This is a genomic window from Streptomyces sp. NPDC048636 (assembly GCF_040650655.1).
Lineage (GTDB): Bacteria > Actinomycetota > Actinomycetes > Streptomycetales > Streptomycetaceae > Streptomyces.
This window is the reverse complement of record NZ_JBEZHR010000017.1, coordinates 1-17,904: the sequence shown is the minus strand read 5'-3', so window position 1 is coordinate 17,904 and position 17,904 is coordinate 1. Positions and strand designations below refer to the sequence as shown.

General features: G+C 71.6%; 16 protein-coding genes. 12 read left to right on the top strand and 4 right to left on the bottom strand.

The window, feature by feature from the left end; all coding sequences use genetic code 11:
• Positions 1-209 precede the first annotated feature (209 nt).
• Both AB0C66_RS31445 and AB0C66_RS31440 read left to right on the top strand, forming a co-directional pair.
• The gene (locus AB0C66_RS31445) at positions 210-1,199 is read left to right on the top strand and encodes a Gfo/Idh/MocA family oxidoreductase (RefSeq protein WP_362446281.1); all 990 of its coding nucleotides are present in this window, start codon (positions 210-212) and stop codon (positions 1,197-1,199) included.
• A gap of 68 nt (positions 1,200-1,267) precedes the next feature.
• The gene (locus AB0C66_RS31440) at positions 1,268-2,266 is read left to right on the top strand and encodes an NAD-dependent epimerase/dehydratase family protein (protein ID WP_362446278.1); all 999 of its coding nucleotides are present in this window, start codon (positions 1,268-1,270) and stop codon (positions 2,264-2,266) included.
• A gap of 93 nt (positions 2,267-2,359) precedes the next feature.
• On the opposite strand, the gene AB0C66_RS31435 is transcribed toward AB0C66_RS31440, so the two are convergent.
• Positions 2,360-3,487 (bottom strand): carboxylesterase family protein, encoded by a 1,128-nt coding sequence (locus tag AB0C66_RS31435; RefSeq protein WP_362446275.1) that lies wholly within the window; start codon positions 3,485-3,487, stop codon positions 2,360-2,362.
• A complete protein-coding gene (locus AB0C66_RS31430) occupies positions 3,478-4,374 on the bottom strand; it encodes an MBL fold metallo-hydrolase (protein ID WP_362446272.1) in 897 nt (298 codons plus the stop codon). The genes AB0C66_RS31435 and AB0C66_RS31430 overlap by 10 nt, the downstream gene beginning before the upstream one ends.
• 188 nt (positions 4,375-4,562) lie before the next feature.
• Between AB0C66_RS31430 and AB0C66_RS31425 the strand changes: the two genes are divergently transcribed.
• A complete protein-coding gene (locus AB0C66_RS31425; protein WP_362446631.1) occupies positions 4,563-7,280 on the top strand; it encodes an AAA family ATPase in 2,718 nt (905 codons plus the stop codon).
• Positions 7,281-7,358: 78 nt separating this feature from the next.
• On the opposite strand, the gene AB0C66_RS31420 is transcribed toward AB0C66_RS31425, so the two are convergent.
• Positions 7,359-8,300, bottom strand: coding sequence for an RICIN domain-containing protein (locus AB0C66_RS31420; RefSeq protein ID WP_362446269.1), 942 nt, complete (start codon positions 8,298-8,300; stop codon positions 7,359-7,361).
• A gap of 237 nt (positions 8,301-8,537) precedes the next feature.
• Between AB0C66_RS31420 and AB0C66_RS31415 the strand changes: the two genes are divergently transcribed.
• From AB0C66_RS31415 to AB0C66_RS31385, 7 genes are all read left to right on the top strand, one after another.
• Positions 8,538-9,158 (top strand): cyclodeaminase/cyclohydrolase family protein, encoded by a 621-nt coding sequence (locus tag AB0C66_RS31415; protein ID WP_362446266.1) that lies wholly within the window; start codon positions 8,538-8,540, stop codon positions 9,156-9,158.
• Entirely contained in the window at positions 9,155-9,997 is an 843-nt protein-coding gene (locus AB0C66_RS31410; RefSeq protein WP_362446263.1) for a bifunctional 5,10-methylenetetrahydrofolate dehydrogenase/5,10-methenyltetrahydrofolate cyclohydrolase, read from the top strand. Before AB0C66_RS31415 ends, AB0C66_RS31410 begins: the two co-directional genes overlap by 4 nt.
• Before the next feature lie 359 nt (positions 9,998-10,356).
• The gene (locus tag AB0C66_RS31405; RefSeq protein WP_362446260.1) at positions 10,357-10,995 is read left to right on the top strand and encodes a bacilysin biosynthesis protein BacA; all 639 of its coding nucleotides are present in this window, start codon (positions 10,357-10,359) and stop codon (positions 10,993-10,995) included.
• Positions 10,992-12,260, top strand: a complete 1,269-nt coding sequence (locus AB0C66_RS31400) for a DUF6421 family protein (protein ID WP_362446257.1) — start codon at positions 10,992-10,994, stop codon at positions 12,258-12,260. Before AB0C66_RS31405 ends, AB0C66_RS31400 begins: the two co-directional genes overlap by 4 nt.
• Positions 12,261-12,271: 11 nt before the next feature.
• A complete protein-coding gene (locus tag AB0C66_RS31395; RefSeq protein ID WP_362446255.1) occupies positions 12,272-13,336 on the top strand; it encodes a DMT family transporter in 1,065 nt (354 codons plus the stop codon).
• The gene (locus AB0C66_RS31390) at positions 13,333-14,607 is read left to right on the top strand and encodes an ATP-grasp domain-containing protein (RefSeq protein WP_362446252.1); all 1,275 of its coding nucleotides are present in this window, start codon (positions 13,333-13,335) and stop codon (positions 14,605-14,607) included. Before AB0C66_RS31395 ends, AB0C66_RS31390 begins: the two co-directional genes overlap by 4 nt.
• Positions 14,607-15,494 carry a branched-chain amino acid aminotransferase gene (locus AB0C66_RS31385; protein WP_362446249.1) on the top strand — a complete coding sequence of 296 codons (888 nt, stop codon included), beginning with the start codon at positions 14,607-14,609 and terminating at the stop codon, positions 15,492-15,494. Before AB0C66_RS31390 ends, AB0C66_RS31385 begins: the two co-directional genes overlap by 1 nt.
• A gap of 20 nt (positions 15,495-15,514) precedes the next feature.
• On the opposite strand, the gene AB0C66_RS31380 is transcribed toward AB0C66_RS31385, so the two are convergent.
• Complete coding sequence (locus AB0C66_RS31380) at positions 15,515-16,762, bottom strand: DUF1266 domain-containing protein (protein WP_362446246.1); 1,248 nt, start codon at positions 16,760-16,762, stop codon at positions 15,515-15,517.
• Positions 16,763-16,999: 237 nt separating this feature from the next.
• On the opposite strand from AB0C66_RS31380, the gene AB0C66_RS31375 reads away from it, so the two are divergent.
• Both AB0C66_RS31375 and AB0C66_RS31370 read left to right on the top strand, forming a co-directional pair.
• Positions 17,000-17,470, top strand: coding sequence for an RHS repeat-associated core domain-containing protein (locus AB0C66_RS31375; protein WP_362446243.1), 471 nt, complete (start codon positions 17,000-17,002; stop codon positions 17,468-17,470).
• Positions 17,471-17,484: 14 nt separating this feature from the next.
• The gene (locus tag AB0C66_RS31370; RefSeq protein WP_362446240.1) at positions 17,485-17,814 is read left to right on the top strand and encodes a hypothetical protein; all 330 of its coding nucleotides are present in this window, start codon (positions 17,485-17,487) and stop codon (positions 17,812-17,814) included.
• Positions 17,815-17,904: the final 90 nt, after the last annotated feature.

Sequence of the window (17,904 nt, the reverse complement as noted above, 5' to 3'; positions counted from 1 at the left end):
CCAGCGTGTGGAAGGGGCTTGCGTCAGCGAGGAGAAATCGGATTGGGTGAACATCGCCGGTACCGGAGAGCGTGTATGCGCACCGCATCACCGGTGATTTCCTTTACTTCAGAAGGGTTGGGCCCGTGACGAGTCTTCTCACGACCGATGAACAAGGCCGCGATGAATCGCGTGATCGGTCGCTGCCGCTGCCACGGACCCCCGACCCGATGAAAGTCCCTAGTATCAACTGGGGTGTCATCGCGCCCGGCGGTATTGCGTCCTCATTCGTCAGCGCGGTGCGGAGCCACACGGCACAGCGCATTGTCTCGGTGGCCTCACGCGACATCGAGCGGGCCCGCGCCTTCGCCTCCCGTTTTGACATACCGAACGCGTATGGCGGTTACGACGTCCTGCTCGAGGACAGCGATGTGGAGGCGGTCTACGTCGCCTCGCCGCACTCCGAGCACTTCACCCATGCGCTGCGCGCCATCGAGGCGGGCAAACATGTGCTGGTGGAGAAGGCGTTCACGCGTAACGCGGACGAGGCGGAGCGGCTGATCGCCGCGGCGCGGCAGCGGGGCGTCTTCCTCATGGAGGCGATGTGGACGCGCTTCCTGCCGCATATCGACGTGGTCCGCCAGGTGCTCGACTCCGGTGCCCTCGGCGAGATCCGGACGGTCGTGGCCGACCACGGGCAGTACATGGAGCCGGACGCGGCCCACCGGCTCTTCGCACCGGAGCTCGCCGGTGGCGCCCTCCTCGACCTGGGCATCTACCCGGTGTCGTTCGCGTCGATGGTGCTCGGCGAGTTCGCCACGGTGTCCGCCGTCGGCACCCCGGCCTTCACCGGTGTGGACGGGCAGGTGTCCATCGTCGTCACCAACGGCGCGGGAGCCCACGCGCTGCTGAACACCACGCTCTTCGCGCGCACGCCCACCAGGGCGTCCATCGCGGGCACCCGGGCCCGTCTGGAGCTCGACGGCGACTTCTACGCGCCCACCTCGGTACGTCTCATCGACCGGAAGAACGAGGTGCTGGACGTCTTCACCCCGCCCCGGCTCGACGGCGGGCTGTGCTTCGAGGCCGCGGAGGTGGCGCGCTGTGTGTCGGAAGGCCGTACGGAGTCCGCTCTGATGCCGCTCGACGAGACGCTCCGCATCATGCGCACGCTCGACGAGATCCGCGGGGCCGTCGGCAACCGCTTCCCCGGGGAATGACCCTACGGGCGCCGCCCCTCTCCCCCCCACCGCACCCCTGACCCGACAGAAGCCCGACGGGAACGACAGTGAACGCTCTCAAAGTCCTTTTCATCGGCGGTACCGGTGTCATCAGCTCGGCCTGCGCCCAGCGGGCCGCCGAGCTCGGTGCCGACCTGTATCTGCTCAACCGCAACAGCTCCTCGCTCCGGGGCGTGCCGAGCGGTGCGCACACCCTCACCGCCGACGCGCGCGACCCGGAGTCCGTACGCGCCGCCGTGCACGGGCATGACTTCGACGTCGTGGTGAACTTCCTGAACTTCACCACCGACCATGTGCAGGCCGATATCGACCTGTTCACCGGACGCACCGGCCAGTACGTCTTCATCAGCTCGGCGGCCACGTACCAGACCCCGCCCAGCCGACTGCCGATCGTCGAGTCCACCCCGCTGCGCAACCCGTTCTCGGCCTACGCCCGGAACAAGATCCTCTGTGAGGAGCGGCTGACCCGGGCCTACCGCGAGCGGGGTTTCCCCGTCACCGTCGTCCGCCCGTCCCACACCTACGACCGCACCGCGGTCCCCTTCGACGGTGGCTGGACGGTGGTGGACCGGATGCGGCGCGGGCAGGAGGTCATGGTGCACGGCGACGGCACCTCGCTGTGGACACTCACCCATCACACCGACTTCGCCCGCGCGTTCACCGGACTCCTGGGCCACCGGGAGACCATCGGCGACACCTTCCACATCACCGGCGACGAAGCGCTGACCTGGAATCAGATCTACCTGACCATGGCCGAGGCCGCGGGTGTCGAACCGCGTCTGGTGCACATACCCTCCGACGCCATCGCCGCCGCCGACAGCCGCTGGGGCGAGGAACTGCTCGGCGACAAGACCCACTCGATGGTGTTCGACAACTCCAAGATCCGCACCATCGTGCCGGACTTCACCGCCCGGATCCCGTTCTCGCAGGGCGCGCGCGAGATCGTCGCCTGGTATGACGAGGACCCCGGCCGCCAGACGGTGGACCACCGCATCAACGCCCTGACGGACAAGCTCATCGAGGCGTACCGGCCACGCCCCCTGTAGGCCACCGGCGGCCGTGCCGAAGGGACGGGACGGCCCCGGGGCGGTCGGCGAGCCGTGGCAGTAGCGCCGGCTCGCCGACCGCCGGTCCGGGGGCTACCGAAAGGTGTGCGTACCGGACCAGCCGGGGTCTCCCGTCGACGCGAACCGCACCCACGCACCGTGCATCTCCGCCGCGAGCGCGGGCGGGATGTCCGGGCCGAGCAGGCCGTTCGCCGTACGGAGGGCGGGCAGGGCCGTGTTGTCGAAGACGAAGGGGAGCTCCGCGGTGTGGCAGGCGCCGAACGGGCCGCCGCGCCAGTCGAAGTCGTAGCCGTACGCACCGGGGTACCGGGACACCAACCGCTCCCGGGCGTCGCGGAACATGGCGTCGACGGCGGCGGCATGTTCCGGCCGCTGGTACAGCCGGGACTCCTCGGTGTTCGTGCCGACCAGCACATCCGCCGGAAGCGCCGGTCCGACGTCATCCAACACCAACCCCAGCGGGGACAGCCGCGATCCCCTCCCCGGCACCTCGGCCAGCGCGGACACCAGGCGTTCGTCGGGGACTTCCGCGAACGCCTCGGCCGTCGGCGGCACACCCAGCCGGTCGGCCAGCGCCCGGGTGGTCTGGGCGGCCTCCTCCCCGGAGAGCGTGTGCAGGCCGCCGCTCTGACTGATCGCGCGGTGGAACAGCCCGGCGGCCTCGGGGGTGACCAGCAGCGCGCTGACGATCATCGCGCCAGCCGACTGTCCGAACACCGTGACCCGGTCCGGATCCCCGCCGTACTCCGCGATATGCGCACGCACCCACCGCAGCGCCGCGATGACGTCGAGCAGGCCCCGGTTGCGCGGCGCGCCCGGCAGATCTATCCAACCCGGTGCGCCGAGGCGGTAGTTCAGGGTCACCAGGGACACCCCGTCGCGGGCGAACGACGTCCCGTCGAACAGCGGCGCCTGGCCGGTGCCGGAGAGGAAGCCGCCGCCGTGCACGAACACCATCACCGGTGCGCTGCCGTCGGTCCGGGGTGTCCGGACATCGAGGGTCAGATAGTCGTCGCCGCGGATCCAGCCCGGTCCGACGACAGGGCTCAGATCGAGCGCGAACCCCCGCTCGGGCGCCGGGGCGGTGGGTCCGGGTCCGTCCGCGCCGGGTACGCCGTCCACGGGGATCGGGGCGGCGAACCGGGCGGCGCCGGTCGGCGCGACCGCGTACGGGATGTTGCGGAACACCGTCACCGCCACGCCGCCCACTCCTTCACCGCGAACCGCGAACCGTCACGCCGCACCTCGGCCGCGCCCGGGCCGGGGAAGTGCGCGGGGAACAGCAGGGCGCCCCGGTCGGCGGCCTCCTCCAGCACCCGGCGCCGGGAGACCCGGGACCCCGCCTCGTCCTCGTCGAAGTGCGGGCAGCAGTCCGGCTCGACGATCTGCAAGGGGCTGTGCAGCAGATCGCCCGCGAACACCGCCCGGTCCGTACCGGACCGCAGCCAGACGACGGAGGAACCGGGCGTATGGCCGGGGGCGGGCTCGATGCGCAGCCCGGCGCCGATGTCATGGTGGCCGCCCTCCCACAGCACGGTCTGTCCGGCCTCGTGGACGGGGGCGACGCTGTCCTCGAAGACATTCGCCATCCGGGGGCCCGAGCGGGTCCGGTGCCCGTTCGCCGGGTTCCAGTAGTCGAAGTCGGCGCGGGGGAGCACGTAGGCGGCGTTGGGGAAGGTGGGCCGCCAGGCGTCGTCGACCCGGTGGGTGTTCCAGCCGACGTGGTCCCCGTGCAGATGGGTGCAGATCACCGTGTCCACGTCCTCGGGACGGACCCCGGCCGCGGCCAGATTGGCCATGTAGTCGGTGTCCAGGTGGTGGAAGACGGGCATGGCGGGCCGTTCCCTGCCGTTGCCGATGCCGGTGTCGATCAGGATCGTCCGGCCCTCGCCACGGATCAGCCAGGTCTGGATCATGGTGCGGATCTCGTCGGCGGCGGGGTCGAGGAATTGGGGGGCCAGCCAGCCCTCGTTCGCGCGCCAGTGCTCCATGGCCACGTCGGGGAAGACAAAATCGCGTGCGAGGCCCTTCGTGGGCAGTTCGACGATGCGGGTGATCTCCAGATTTCCCAGGGTGATGGTGTCCATGACCCCAGCCTGCGTCCTGGCCGACGGCAGCGGTATCAGTCATCCGACTGCACCTGCGGTATGCGGTCGGTATGGGGTCGGGGATCGCGGGTCACGGTGCGGGACAGAGCGGGTCACGGTGCGGGACAGAGCGGGTCACGGTGCGGGACAGAGCGGGTCACGGTGCAGGATAGAGTCGAACGGTGACCATGGTCGGGCGGGAGAGCGAGAGCGCGGCCGTGCTCGGGCTGACCAGCGGTGTGCTGATCGTGACGGGAGAACCGGGCGCGGGCAAGAGCACGCTGCTCGCACTCGCGGCCGACCGGCACCGGGGCCGGGTGCTGCGGTTGACGGGCAGCGAGAGCGAGGCGGACCTGCCGTTCGCAGGGCTGCACCAGTTGCTGCGGCCGGTTCTGGACGAGACCGCCCGGCTGCCCACACGACAGCGGTCGGCGCTGCTGGGTGCGATGGGGATGGCGGACCCGGCCCCGGGTGGCGCGGCCGCCGAAGACACCACCGGCATCGGGGCATCAGCCGTGTCCGGGCCGCCCGACCGGTTGCTGCTCGGCGTCGCGCTGCTCTCCCTGTTCTCCGATCTCGCCCGCCGTTCACCCCTTCTCGTGGTCGTCGACGATGTGCAGTGGGTCGACACCGGCTCACTGGAGACGCTGGCCTTCGCCGCCCGCCGTATCCACGACGAACCCCTCGCCGTGCTCGCCGGGGCCAGGGACCTCACGGGTGGCGGCACGGCCGTCGGGGCCGGGGCCCCGGCGCCGTTCACCGGCTTTCCCACCCTTCCGCTGGGCCCGCTGGACGCCGCCGCCGCGGGGCTGCTGCTGGACGATCAGCCGCGGCCGCCCACCGGCCGCCGCCGGTCGCGCGTCCTCGACCAGGCCGCCGGAAACCCCCTGGCCCTGGTGGAACTGGCCCGCGCGTACGGCGCCCCCGGCACGGACACCGCCACCGACACCACCGATGAGGAGCTGCTGCCGCCGACCGACCGGCTGATGCGGGTCTTCGCGGCCGATCTGGACACCCTTCCCGACGCCACGCGGCAGGCGATGCTGTTGGTCGCGGCGGACGAGCGGGCCGTGGCGGGCCGGATCGAGGAGCTGGCCCCGGCCGAGGCCGCCGGGCTGCTGAAGATCACCGGCGGCGCGGGCAACGGCAGGCGCGCCCGCTTCCGGCATCCGCTCATCCGGTCCGCCGTGTACCACTCCGTGCCGCTGGCCGCCCGACGCGAGGCCCACCGCCACCTCGCCGTATCGCTCACGGCCGAGCCCGACCGCCGCGCCTGGCACCTGGCCGCCGCGGCGGAGGGGCCGGACGAGGAGATCGCCACCGCGTTGGAGGAGGCCGCGGCCAGGGCTCACGAGCGCGGCGGCTACACCGCGGCCGCCACCTCACTGGAACGCGCCGCCGAGCTGAGCCCCGACGCCCACGACCGCGCCCGCCGTCTGGTGGCCGCCGCCGGTGCGGCGGCCGCCACCGGGCAGCCGCGCTGGGTGCGTCAGCTCGCCGCACGGGCACGGGCGCTCACCGACGACCCGGCACTGGTGGCGGAGGCGTCGCTGCGGGTCGGACAGGTGCTCACGCTGACCGCCGAGCACGACGCGGCACACTCCGCGTCGCTGCGGGCGGCCGAGACCCCTCAGCTGCGCCGGATCGCGATCGCCACGGCGTCCGTGGCCGCTTTCTACTCCGGCGAGGAGGAACACCGGCGCACCGTACGGGCGCGGGCGCAGGGCGATCCGTGGACACTCACCGTGACCGGCCCGACCGAGGGCAGGGCGGAGCGGGTGGCGGCGATTCCGGCGCTGGTGGAGCGGGCGGACGGCGACCCCGCACTGCTCACCTCGATCGGCGCCATGGCGTGGCTGCTGGACGAGACCGCGCTGGCGGTACGGATCTTCGACGACGCGCTGCACCGCCTGCGGCTGCGCGGCGCCCTGCCCACCGGGCTCGGGTGTTCGGCGGGGTGGGCGTATCTGGACCACGGGCTCTGGGCACAGGCCCGGCTCGCCGCCGCGAACAGCGGCTCCGCCGGGGCCGGACTCCCCCACCTCGACGCCGCCGTAAGGTCGTTGGACGCCGCCGCACTGGCGCTCACCGGGCGGACCGCCGAGGCCCGCGGCGGCGCCGGGGCCGCGCTGTCCCTCGTCGACCCGCACCGCAGCCGCGCGGTGGCGGTGCGCGCCCGCTGGGCGCTGGGCATGGCCTCGGTGGCCGACGGGGACCAGGTGGGCGCGTACGAACACTTCCGGCTGCTGTTCACGGCCGACGGCGACCCCGTGCACTACGTGTGCTCCCTGGCCGGGCTGGCCGAACTCGCGGCGGCGGCCGTACGCACCGGCAACGGCGCCGAGGCGGGTGCCCTCGTGGAGCGCAGCGCGGAACGGCTCGCGGACGATCCGTCCCCACGGATGCGCATCCTCCTCCACCGCGCCCGCGCGCTGCTCGAACCGTCGGGGGCCGAGCCGCACTTCGACGCGGCGCTCGGCGACCCGGCCGGTGTCCAGTGGCCCTTCGAACGTGCGCAGATCCTGCTGGACCGCGCCCAGTGGCTGCGCCGCCGCCATCGCGTCACCGAGGCCCGCACCGAGCTGAACACCGCGCTGGAGACCTTCCGCCGTCTCGGCGCCCGCCCCTGGATCGACCGTGCCCACGCCGAACTCCGCGCCGCCGGGGTCGACTCCGCCCCCACCGCTCCGGACGCGCTGACCTCCCTGACCCCGCAGCAACAGCACATCATCCGGCTGGCCGCACAGGGGCTGAGCAACCGTGAGATCGGCGAACGGCTCTTCCTCTCGCCGCGCACGGTCGGTTCGCATCTCTACCGCAGCTTCCCCAAGCTCGGTGTGACCGCCCGCTCCCAACTCCGCGATCTGGTCGAGGCGTCGTCCGAGCGGACGCGCTGCCGGGTGTAGCGCGGCGCTGTTTCTGCCGGCGGGCGGCGGCACCGTGTACCTCGCCTTCCGGCACCCTCCTCCGAGGAGACGGCGGGGTCAGGCCGTTGGTCTCGTCCGCTCCCACTGCTGGTTGGTGGAGGCCGCGCACTCCCATGTCTGCAACGGGGTTCCGGGCTCGTTGTAGCCGTTGAACGCGTCGACACAGGTCCCGTGCTGCCGTATGGTGCCGTCGCCCTCGAGCTGCCACCGCTGGCGGTCCCCGCCGCCGCACGAGGTGATGACGACCGGCGCCCCCAAGTCGCCCTCCTGGCCCGTGGCCGTCACACAGGTGTCGTCGTACACCCGCAGCTCCCCGGCGGCCGTGTAGAGGAACTTCTGGCCGCTCGATGCCGCACACGGCGCGAGACGCAACTGCGTGCCCTCCTGGTGCGGCACATCGACACAGAGCCCCGACCGGACCCCGACATAGGCGTAGGCGTACGCGGCGCGGCCGGGCGCTCGGCTGGGCGTGGCCTCGGGGGACTTCGACGCCGGAGGGGTGGCGCGGTGGTGTCCGGCCTTCTTGGATCGGGTGGCGGACGGGCTCGCCGAATGCGATGGCCGGCCGCTGGTGGGCGAGGCGGCGTCCGTGGGGACGCTGGCCCGGGGCAGGCTGGGGACGGCCGTGGCGGCGCGGGTGGGCGAGGCGGTGTGCCGTGGCTCCTCGTCCGGGTAGAAGAGGATGGCGGCGGTGACGGTGGCGCCGACCAGGACCGCGGCCACGATCCGCACCCGGCCGCCACCGCGGGTCGGGCGACCGCCCGGATCCGGTGCGCCGCCGGACCGCTGTCCCTGGGCTCCGGAGGCGCCGGGTATCCCCTCCTGGTCGAACGCGGCCACCGCCGCGGCCACCGCGTCGGGATCGGCCCGCGACGAACCCGACGGCAGGAAGACGGGCGGGCCGGGAGGCGGGTCGGTGCGGGGGTCGAATACGGACCGCCCTTCGCACTCATCGGTGCCGGAGCATGACGGGTCATCGCAGAATCGACACGTCGTCATGGAGGGTGCCTCATCTCGGTCTTGCGGTGGTGCTGGATCGAGTGGCCTTTGTACCAGGTCAACCCCGCCGCGCCCAGTGCCGGTGTGCGGTTCGTCGCATCGGCTCGTACGGGAGTCCGCGGGCCCGGCCCGGCGGCGCGCCCGTCGGCGTCCCGGCGGAGTGGTCCCCGCCGTCGTGGGAGGATTCCGGAGCGGGTCGTACAGGTGGGCTGTTCGGTGACGGAGGACGAGGCGTTCATGCGTGACGAGAGGATCGGCGACTTCCTCACCCAACTCGCCGCCCGGGTACCGGCGCCCGGCGGCGGAGCGGTCGCCGCGCTGCACGCGGCGCAGGCCGCCGCGCTGGTCGGGATGGTGGCCCGCTACAGCACCGGTGAGCGGTACGCCGAGCACCGGGACATCATCGAGCGGGTCACGGCCGAGGCGGACCGGTTGCGGGACGAGGCGCTGCGGCTGGCGGAGGCGGACGCCGCGGCGTTCACCGCGGTGACCGAGGCGTACCGGCTGCCGAAGGACACCGATGAGGCGAAGGGCGCGCGGTCGGTGGCGATCGCGCGGGCGCTGGCCGGTGCGGGCAAGCCACCGGCGGAGGTGATCCAAGTGGCCCAGGTGGTGGTCGAACTGGCCGAGGAGATACTGCCGGTGGGCAACCGCAACGTCATCACCGATGTGGCCGCCGCGGCGGAGGCCGCGCGGGCCGCGGCCACCACGGCCCGGGTCAATGTCGAGATCAACCTCGGCGGTGTACGGGACGAGTTGGTCCACGGGAAGCTGACCGCGGCGGCCGCGCGGGTCCCCGCCCTGGTGGCGCGGGCGGAGCGGCTGACCGCCGCGGTCCGTGAGCGGATCGCCGTATGAGTGCCACGGTGCTCTCCGGCAAGGAGCTGTCGGCCACGATCCGGGCCGGGGCGGCCGAACGCGCCGCGGCGCTCACCGCCGCGGGTACGGTGCCCCGGCTCGCGGTCGTGGTGGCCACCGCGGACGAGGCCAGCGCGTGGTACGTCCGGTCCATCGCCAGGGCGGCCGGGAAGACGGGCATCGCCTGCGACATCGTCGATCTGGGGGCCACGGCGGCGCCGGAGTCCATCCGGGCGCGGCTGGCGGAGCTGTCCGCCGATGAGCGGGTGCACGGCGTCATCCTCCAGACCCCGCTGCCCGCGGGCGCGTCGCTCCAGGAGCTGGCCGGGGCCATCGCGTTCGAGAAGGACGTGGACGGGGCCAACCCGGTGTCCCTGGGGCGGCTGGCCGCCGGGCTGTCCGCGTTCGCCCCGGCGACGGCCGAGGCGGTGGTGCGTGTCCTGGTGCACCACGGGATCGAGCTCGCCGGGCGCCGTGTCGCCGTCGTCGGCCGTTCGATCGTGGTCGGGAAGCCCGTCGCGCATCTGCTGCTGAACGCCGACGCCACGGTCACCGTCTGCCATTCGCGCACCCGGGGGCTGGCCGCGGTCACCTCGGCGGCGGATGTGGTGGTGGCCGCGGTCGGCCGGGCCGGGATGATCACGGCCGATCATGTCGCACCGGGCGCGGTGGTGATCGACGTGGGCACCCACCCCACCGAGGACGGCGGGCTGACCGGGGACGTCGACGCCGCCTCCGTCAGCGGCAGGGCGGGAGCGCTGACCCCGGTGCCCGGCGGCGTCGGGCCGGTGACCACCGCGCTGCTGCTGAGCCACACGGTCCGGGCCGCGGGAGGCTGAGCGGCTCCGGGACATGAGCGACGGGCGATGCCGAGGGGGCAGCAGCACACGGGTGTGAGCACACGTCAATGGTTTTCGGCTATTCCCGAAACCCCGAAACCACCGGGGTCACGCGGCGCCTCCTCAGCGGAACTCCCCCGCCGCTTGCGACCTGAGCCATCGTCCCCCTCACACGATCAACGGTGCCCTGTTGGCTGGTTATCGACGTCAATGGGCCCCTACTCCATGCCATTTGCAAAGATCTACCGTAGACACTTGTTCCCATGCGTTTTCTCCTGTTTTGATCCTCTCGGCTCCGAGAATGACGCGTGCGGACGCCTGTCGAGAAGCACCGAGACAACCGAAACCATGGGGGAATCATGCGGCATGTCCACGCTGGGCCTGATCGGGTCCGTCATCTGCACACACTCGGTCCGCAGGGGACCAACCTGGAAGCCGCCTCCCATGAATGGCTGCGCAGGCGAGGTGTCGAGGGCACCGTGCGGCTGCACTCCTCGATCGAATCGGCGCTGGAGGCCGTCCCGGCGGACGGGGAGCACGCGTTGACCGCCTGTGCGGTCTATCCGGCGCTGCACACACTGGTCTTCGGCAACCTCCACCGGCTTCGGATGGTCGACAGCTTCGTCATGCCGACACACAACATGGTGTTCGCCTCCCTGGGGACGGCCACCCCGGCCACCGTGGCCTCGCATCCCGCGCCCAGGGGGCTGGTGCCCGCTTCGGCGGAGATCCATGAGGTGCTGAGCAACTCGCAGGCCGCCATCGACTGCGCCGAGGGCAGGGTGGAGGGCTGTATCACCACGGTCGCCGCCGCCGAACGGCACGGCCTGCGGATCATCCGGGACTTCGGCCCGGTCCCGATGGTCTTCACCGTGCACCAGGTGCTGGCCATGGACCCCGACCCGGCCGGCACCGCTCCCGCCGACGCCGAAGCCCTCGACGCCGGTCTCGCACACGCCGAGGCCGGGGCCGCGCTCACCGCGGGGGTGGCGCTGTGACCGCTCAAGCACCCCTCGACGCCCGGTGGCTGACCGAGGCCCAGGCGCTCACGGACACGCTCATCCCGTGGGTCAACCGCTTCCGGTCCCGTCAGGCCGATGACGGTACGGTCGCCGACGCCACCCCGGAGGATCGTGCCCTGCTCACGCGGATCACCGACGAGGCGTGCGCCTGGTACCGGCGCCATGGGCTCGGGCACCAGGCCGAGGCGCTGCGCGACGACATGGCCGACTGGCTGACCGCCGGACTGGACACCCCGCCGCACTTCGCCCGGTCCCGCGACGCACTGCGGCCGCCCGAGGACGGGGAGGTGGTGTTCTTCCTCGCGCCGCTGCGGAGCACCAACAGCGCACCGCCGGTGGGCAAGCGGCTGGACTGCTTCTTCGCACTGCGCAAGGAGCCCGCGGCACTGCCGGAGCTGGCCGTCAGCTATCCGCACCCCAAGAACAACTGCCAGGCCCTGATCCTCATCACCGGCAGCGACGGTTTCGCGCAGGGCAACTGTCTGGTGTTCTTCCCGGAGAACGTTGCGGCTCATGACAAGATCACCGAGCAGCCGTACGCCATGTTCTTCTACAACAAGATGCGCGCCATCCACGAGACCTACGCACTGCCCGGGGCCGCGGCCGTACTCACCCCGGACTCGGTGCCCGCTGCCTCCACCGGTCTGGCCCCGGAGGTGTGTTACGAGGCCCGCGCCCTGTGGGGCTATCTGCACGACTCCATGCACTACCAGGGGCTGTGGCCGTTCGACGAGCACATCTCACTGAAGATGAACTGGTTCGTGGGGCTGCTCGAAGAGATCAAGGTGGATGCCAAGACCGCGCTGGCCTGTGCCGACGGCGGCGTTCCGTACGCCGAGGAGCAGATCGCGATGATCCTCCTGGAGCGGGTCTTCCGCTATCCGCAGGCGGACGACGCGACCCGCAATTTCGACTCCGGCACCGGTGTGTTCGTATTCTCCTGGCTGCGCGAGCACGGCGCGCTGACCGGTTCCCCGGCGGATGGCGGGCTGCTGCGCCTGGACCGGGACGCCACCGTGGCCGCGCTGCGGGACTATGTCACCACCGTCGAGAAACTGGAGGCCGAAGTCACCACCGACGACGACTACCGGGTCACGGCCAAGGAGCTGGTGCGCCGCTATCTTCCCGCCGGGGAGGACAAGCAGCGCTATCGGTTCACGGAGGACCAGCGCGTACTGCTGCGCGCCAAGCGGGGGCTGGACCGGCTGCCGCCGCTGACGTTCGCCATGGCGCAGTGGTGACGGGCGGTCCCGTGTCGCGCAGGTGGGGCGGGCCCCTGGTGGTGCCCGCCCTGTCGGCGCTGATGGTGTTGCTGCTCGCCGCGGGCTGGCTGATGTCCGCGCGGCTGGTGGACGGGGTGCCCGCGCTCGCGGTGGCGACCGGCCGGACGGCGGCGAGCTTCCTGGCGATCTCCTTGGTGGCGGCGCTCCATCCCCGTGGCTGGCGGGATGTGCGCACGGCGTTCGGCCGCCCGTCCGGGTATCTGCTGCTGGCGTTCCTGGGGTTTTTCGCCTACTACTCGGGCACCCTGCTCGGCATCGGCCGGATCGGCGCGTCCCGGGTGGGTCTGATCGTCTCGCTGCTGCCCTGTGTGACGTTCATCATCGGCCTCGTCGCCTTCGGCGAGCGCAGCAGTGTGCGCAAGGTGTGCGGCACCCTGCTCGCGGTGGCCGCGGCCTGCGGCTACGCGGTGGCGGACGGCTCGGGACATGACGCGGCGGCCGGTACGGGCGCGCTGCTCACCGGGGTACTGCTGGCCCTGGGCGGCACCTTCACCTATGCGCTGTACGGCTATGTGTACCGGCAGCGGATGGCCGATGTGTCACCGCTGGCGGCGCTCCCCGCCATCACGGGTGCGGGCGCGGTGATGCTCGGGCTGGCCACCGTTCTCTTCGTCCCGCTGGGCGGTGTCACGGCGGCCAACTGGGGTGGGGTGGCCCTGCTCGGCGCGGGGCTGACCGCCCCGGTGTTCCTGATCTCGCATGAACTCATCCTGCGCAAGGGACCGCTGTACACCTCGGCGGTGGCCCTGATCGTGCCCTTCCTGATCCGGCTCGGAGAATGGTCGCTGGGGTGGGCGGGCGCACCGGGTCCGGTGGTGCTCGTCCTGATCGTCGCCTGCGCGGCCGGGGTATGGCTGACGGTGGGCGGCTCCCGCCCGGCGAACCCCGCCCCGGCGGGGTCCATGCCGTCCGAAGGCGCCCCGTCCGACGCCACCACGACCGACTCCGCCACGACCGGAAGCGCCGTCGACGTCGAACCCACCACCGACACCGATCAGCCGTCCGGTATCCGTCAGGGACAAGGAACCTCGTGAACACACCACCTCCCACCGTCGTCCTGGTGTACCAGCGCACCACGCTGCCCTGGGTCTTCGACAGCGCCGAGCGCGCCGGAATCCGGCTGATCCTGGTCCCCCGCCCCGACGAGGACGTGGCACCGGACCGGCTGCCCCCGGCCGTGACGGACCTGCTGCGCCTGGACCTCGACCGGGACCGGGCGGGCGCCCTGGCCACGCTGCGGAAGCTGTATGAGACCACTCCGTTCCAGGGCATCTGCACGCTCTACGACCCGGCGGTGCCGTTCGTCGCGGAGGCCGCCGAACTCCTCGGACTGCCCGGTATCGGCCGGGAGGCGGCCCTCGGCGCGCAGGACAAGCGGGTGATGCGGGACCGGCTGGCCGCGGCCGGGCTCAACACGCCCCGTTTCGTACGGCTGGAGGACCCGAGCGGCTGGGAGGCGGCCGCACACCTGGACTTTCCCGTGGTGGTCAAACCCGCCCATGGCTTCTCCAGCCTCGGTGTCACCAAGGCGGACGGCCCGGAGCGGCTGAAGGCGGTGGTCGAGGAGGTCTGGCAGGTCTGCCGGGACAAACTCGGCCGGGTCGAGGGCCTGGTGGTGGAGGAGTATCTCGACGGGCCCGAGTTCGCGGTGGAATCCCTCGCCCACCGCGGTGAGGTGACCGTGTGCGCCATCGGCTACAAGGGCGAGCCCGAAGGACCGTACTTCGAGGAGAGCGTCTACCGCGCGCCCGCCGTACTGCCCCCGGCGGTCGAGGACGCCGTCCGGCGCGAGGTGGTCGCCGCGCACACCGCCCTCGGCATCACCGACGGCCCCACCCACACCGAGCTGCGGCTGCGCGGTGGCGAACGGCCCTATCTGCTGGAGCTGGGCGCCCGGATCGGTGGCTCGGGGGTGTCCCAGTACATCGTCCAGCACGTCACCGGGCTGGACTTCGCCGCCGACGCGCTGCGGATCGCCGCCGGACTCCCCCCGGTCTCCTTCGGCGGCGGTACCCCCGCCGCCACCGGCGCCGCCGCCAACTACATCGTGCCGTGCGGTGGTTCGGGCCGGATCGCCGCCGTCCACGGTCTTGCGGAGCTGCGTGACGACCCCCGGGTGGACCATGTGGTCCAGATGCTCTTCCCGGGCGATGTGGTGCGCCCCTACCCGGACTTCACCGGATACCCGGCCTTCGTACTGTCCCGGCACGCCACGACCGCCGAGGCCGAGGAGTTCCACCAGGGTCTGGAGACCGCGATCCGTGTCGAGTACACCGTCGAGTACACCCCGGAAGGCGGTGCGTGATGACCGTGCTCCCCTTCGACGACCGTGACGGCGTCCTCTGGTACGACGGCGCGTTCGTTCCCTGGCGCGAGGCCACGCTCCATGTCCTCTCCCACGGACTGCACTACGGCGGCGGTGTCTTCGAGGGCCAACGGGTCTACGGCGGCACGGTCTTCAAACTCACCGAACACAATGAGCGGCTGCACAGCTCCGCACGCGAACTGGGCTTCGCCATCCCCTTCACCGTGTCCGCGCTCGACGACGCCACCCGGGAACTGGTCCGGCGGCAGAACATCACGGACGGCTATGTCCGGCCGGTGGCATGGCGGGGCAGTGAACAGATGAGCGTGTCCGGCGCGGGAGCCCGGGTGCACGTCGCCATCGCCACCTGGGAGTGGCCCAGGGTGTTCGCCGGTTCCTCCCAGGACCAGGGCATCAGCCTCGGTATGTCGCGGTGGCGCCGCCCGGCCCCCGACACCGCTCCGGTGCAGGCGAAGGCCGCGTCGCTGTACAACATCTGCACGCTGGCCAGGGACGAGGCCGAGGCGGCCGGTCACGACGACGCGCTGCTGCTGGACCACCGGGGTCTGCTGGCCGAGGCCACCGGCGCCAATCTCTTCCTCGTCATCGACGGTGCCCTGCACACGCCCGTCCCGGACACCTTTCTCGACGGCATCACCCGGCAGACCGTCATCGGCCTCGCCCATGACCTGGACATCGAGGTCCACGAACGCCCGCTCACCCCGGACGTCCTGGCCGAGGCCGACGAAGTGTTCCTGACCGGCACCGCCTATGAGGTACAGCCGGTCCGGGCAGTGGACGGCCATGACTACGGCGTGGGCAAGGTGACCCGGGCCCTGGCCGAGGCATACGCCCGTCTGGTGCGTACACCGGCCGACCAGGGCTGACGGCCGAGGGAGGGAGAGGGTCAGGGCGTGGTGAACGGCACCGTGAGCCAGGGGCTGTCGGGGTCGGTGGTCAGCTCACGGTGCGCCTCCAGGACGGTGGTGTACCAGGAGCCGAAGTGCTCCTCGTCGAAGTGGAGACACCGCCCGAGGATGTAACCGGCGGAGAACTCCTCCCATGAGCCGTAGATCTCCTGGGCCCGCCTTGACGCGCGTTCCAGCGCCGTGTGCGCCTCGGTCTCGGTGGCGTACCGCGCGCCCAGACCCCAGCGGGCCATCTTGGACGCTCGGCCGATGTCCCAGGCGGCGGCCGAGCGTACGATCCCGTCCGGTGGCAGCAGGCCGTCGGCGCGGAAGCGGGCCTCGTACCGCAGGATCTTGCCCACCAGATCCCGCGCCCGCGCCACCATGCTCATGAAGTCGGGGTCGTCGGTGGGGGTGAGGGAACGCCGGGCGCCGGCGCGCAGGGACGCCTCCACATGGTCGCGCCAGTGGTCGGTGGCGCCGTTCGCGCCCTCGAGCAGCATATTGCGCGCTCCCAGGACGTCATTCCAGGCCGAGGAGCTCAACTCGCGCTCCAGGAGCCCTTCCTGTGTCCGCAGCCAGTCCTCCCGGCTGTCCACGCCCCAGTCGCGGGAGATGCGTGTCACTTCGCCCTGGTAACCCATGCCGTGCCAGTGCGCGGTGTTCCAGGCGTCGCCGTTGCGGAAGCACAGGTGCGCACCGCAGGCCAGGCCGTGCAGCAGCGCGCCGGGTTCGGGCACCCGGGTGCGTCGGGTCACCACCCGGTCCATCAGCTCGTCCGGCTCGAAGAGCTCGTGGTGCAGGTCAAGCCAGACCTCACGCTCCTCGTCGTCGGTGAGGAAGAAGTGCTCGCACGGGGTGGCCGCGTTGACCGCGAGGACGTCCACCTGCTCCGGGACGACATGGGCGAGGGCTCCGAGCGTGGCGTACTCGTAGACGAGGTACGGATGCGGACGCGGCAGCACACCGGCGGTGTAGACCTGCGCCACCACCCGGCCGTCGGAGGTGTCGACGGTCAGCATCGGATACTCGTCCTCGGCGGCCTCGCGCGCGTGGTCCAGACGGACCGGGTAGTACACCCCCTCGGTCGCGAGCGTGCGCAGATAGGCGTATCCGTTGTCCGCCCGGCTCAGCTTGTACAGATGCTGTTCCAGCTCGGTGGGTGCCTGCCAGCCGGCGGCGCTCTCGGGGGAGGGTATGGACGGGAAGAACTCGTCGTGGAGTTCGTCCTCGCTCACCACGTGCATGGAATTCCTTTCCTCCGGTCCCGCCCCGAACCGTGTAGTGCAAGATCGATCCGTAGCGTAACCGGGTGCCGTGTCACGGCGCGCACCGCCGGTCCCTCGCGCTCCGCCCACGGCGGCCGACCTCGAAGAAGCCGTGGCCAGGGGGTGTGCAGCGGGAATCACAGAGGGATCGCGAGCACTCATGTGCGACGATATCCGACGGGTGGAGCGGCTGGCCTTGTTCGCGGGCGCCTGCGCATGGGCCTCGACAGCTGGGACGGCACACACCTGGCCGAACAGCTGAGTCCGGACGGCACGGTCGCGACCTGTGACTACACCCACCGGACACGCGACGGCCATCCCGGGAACGCCGACGCGATCCTCGCTCTCGCCGACGTACCGCTCTCCGAGTACGACGTCCGGTTCCACGCCATCATCACCGACCTGGCCGGCGCCCCCACCGACCTGGTCACACCCGACGGCTCCGTCGCCTGGCAAGCCCGCACCACCACCCTCTGGGGCACCCCCCTCACCGCGCCATCCGACGCCACCACCTGCCAGCTCCGCTTCCCCGGTCAGTACGCCGATCCCGAGACCGGATTCCACTACAACCACCATCGGTACTACGGCCCGGAAACACATGGGTACGACGTGGACTCGCTGCCCCGCGAATCCTATGGTGGGGGCAAGCCGATGACGGACGAGGACTTCTGGGACATGGACCAATGAGCGCGCGAGACCGTGTGCTGGCGATTCTGGATTCGGCGTCGAGGGAGACGTTCCTGGTCGCCATGGGGCACCGGCTGGGGATCTCGGCCCGTGATGTCTTCACCGGTGAGGGTCCGCAACAGCTCGCGCAGGCGCGAGCCTGCAACGAAATGATGATCTCCATTTGGTCGCAGCTGTGGGCCACGAAGGATTCCTCTGGTGGCGGCTATCCGGACCCGGAGTTCCTTTCGGCGCTGCTGAACAAGGCCGACGCGGGGGACGCGCGGGCCCATCTGCGTCATGCGATGGAAAGCGCTCTGCGAGCGGTCCGCGCCCCGGGCGCCGGCGACACCGACGGCTCCTAGAGCCTGTCCGGCGGATCATGTGACCGTTTCGGGTCCGGCTCGTTGCCACGGACATGGGGCGGGGGGATCTGTCGGACTCGGAATGGGCGC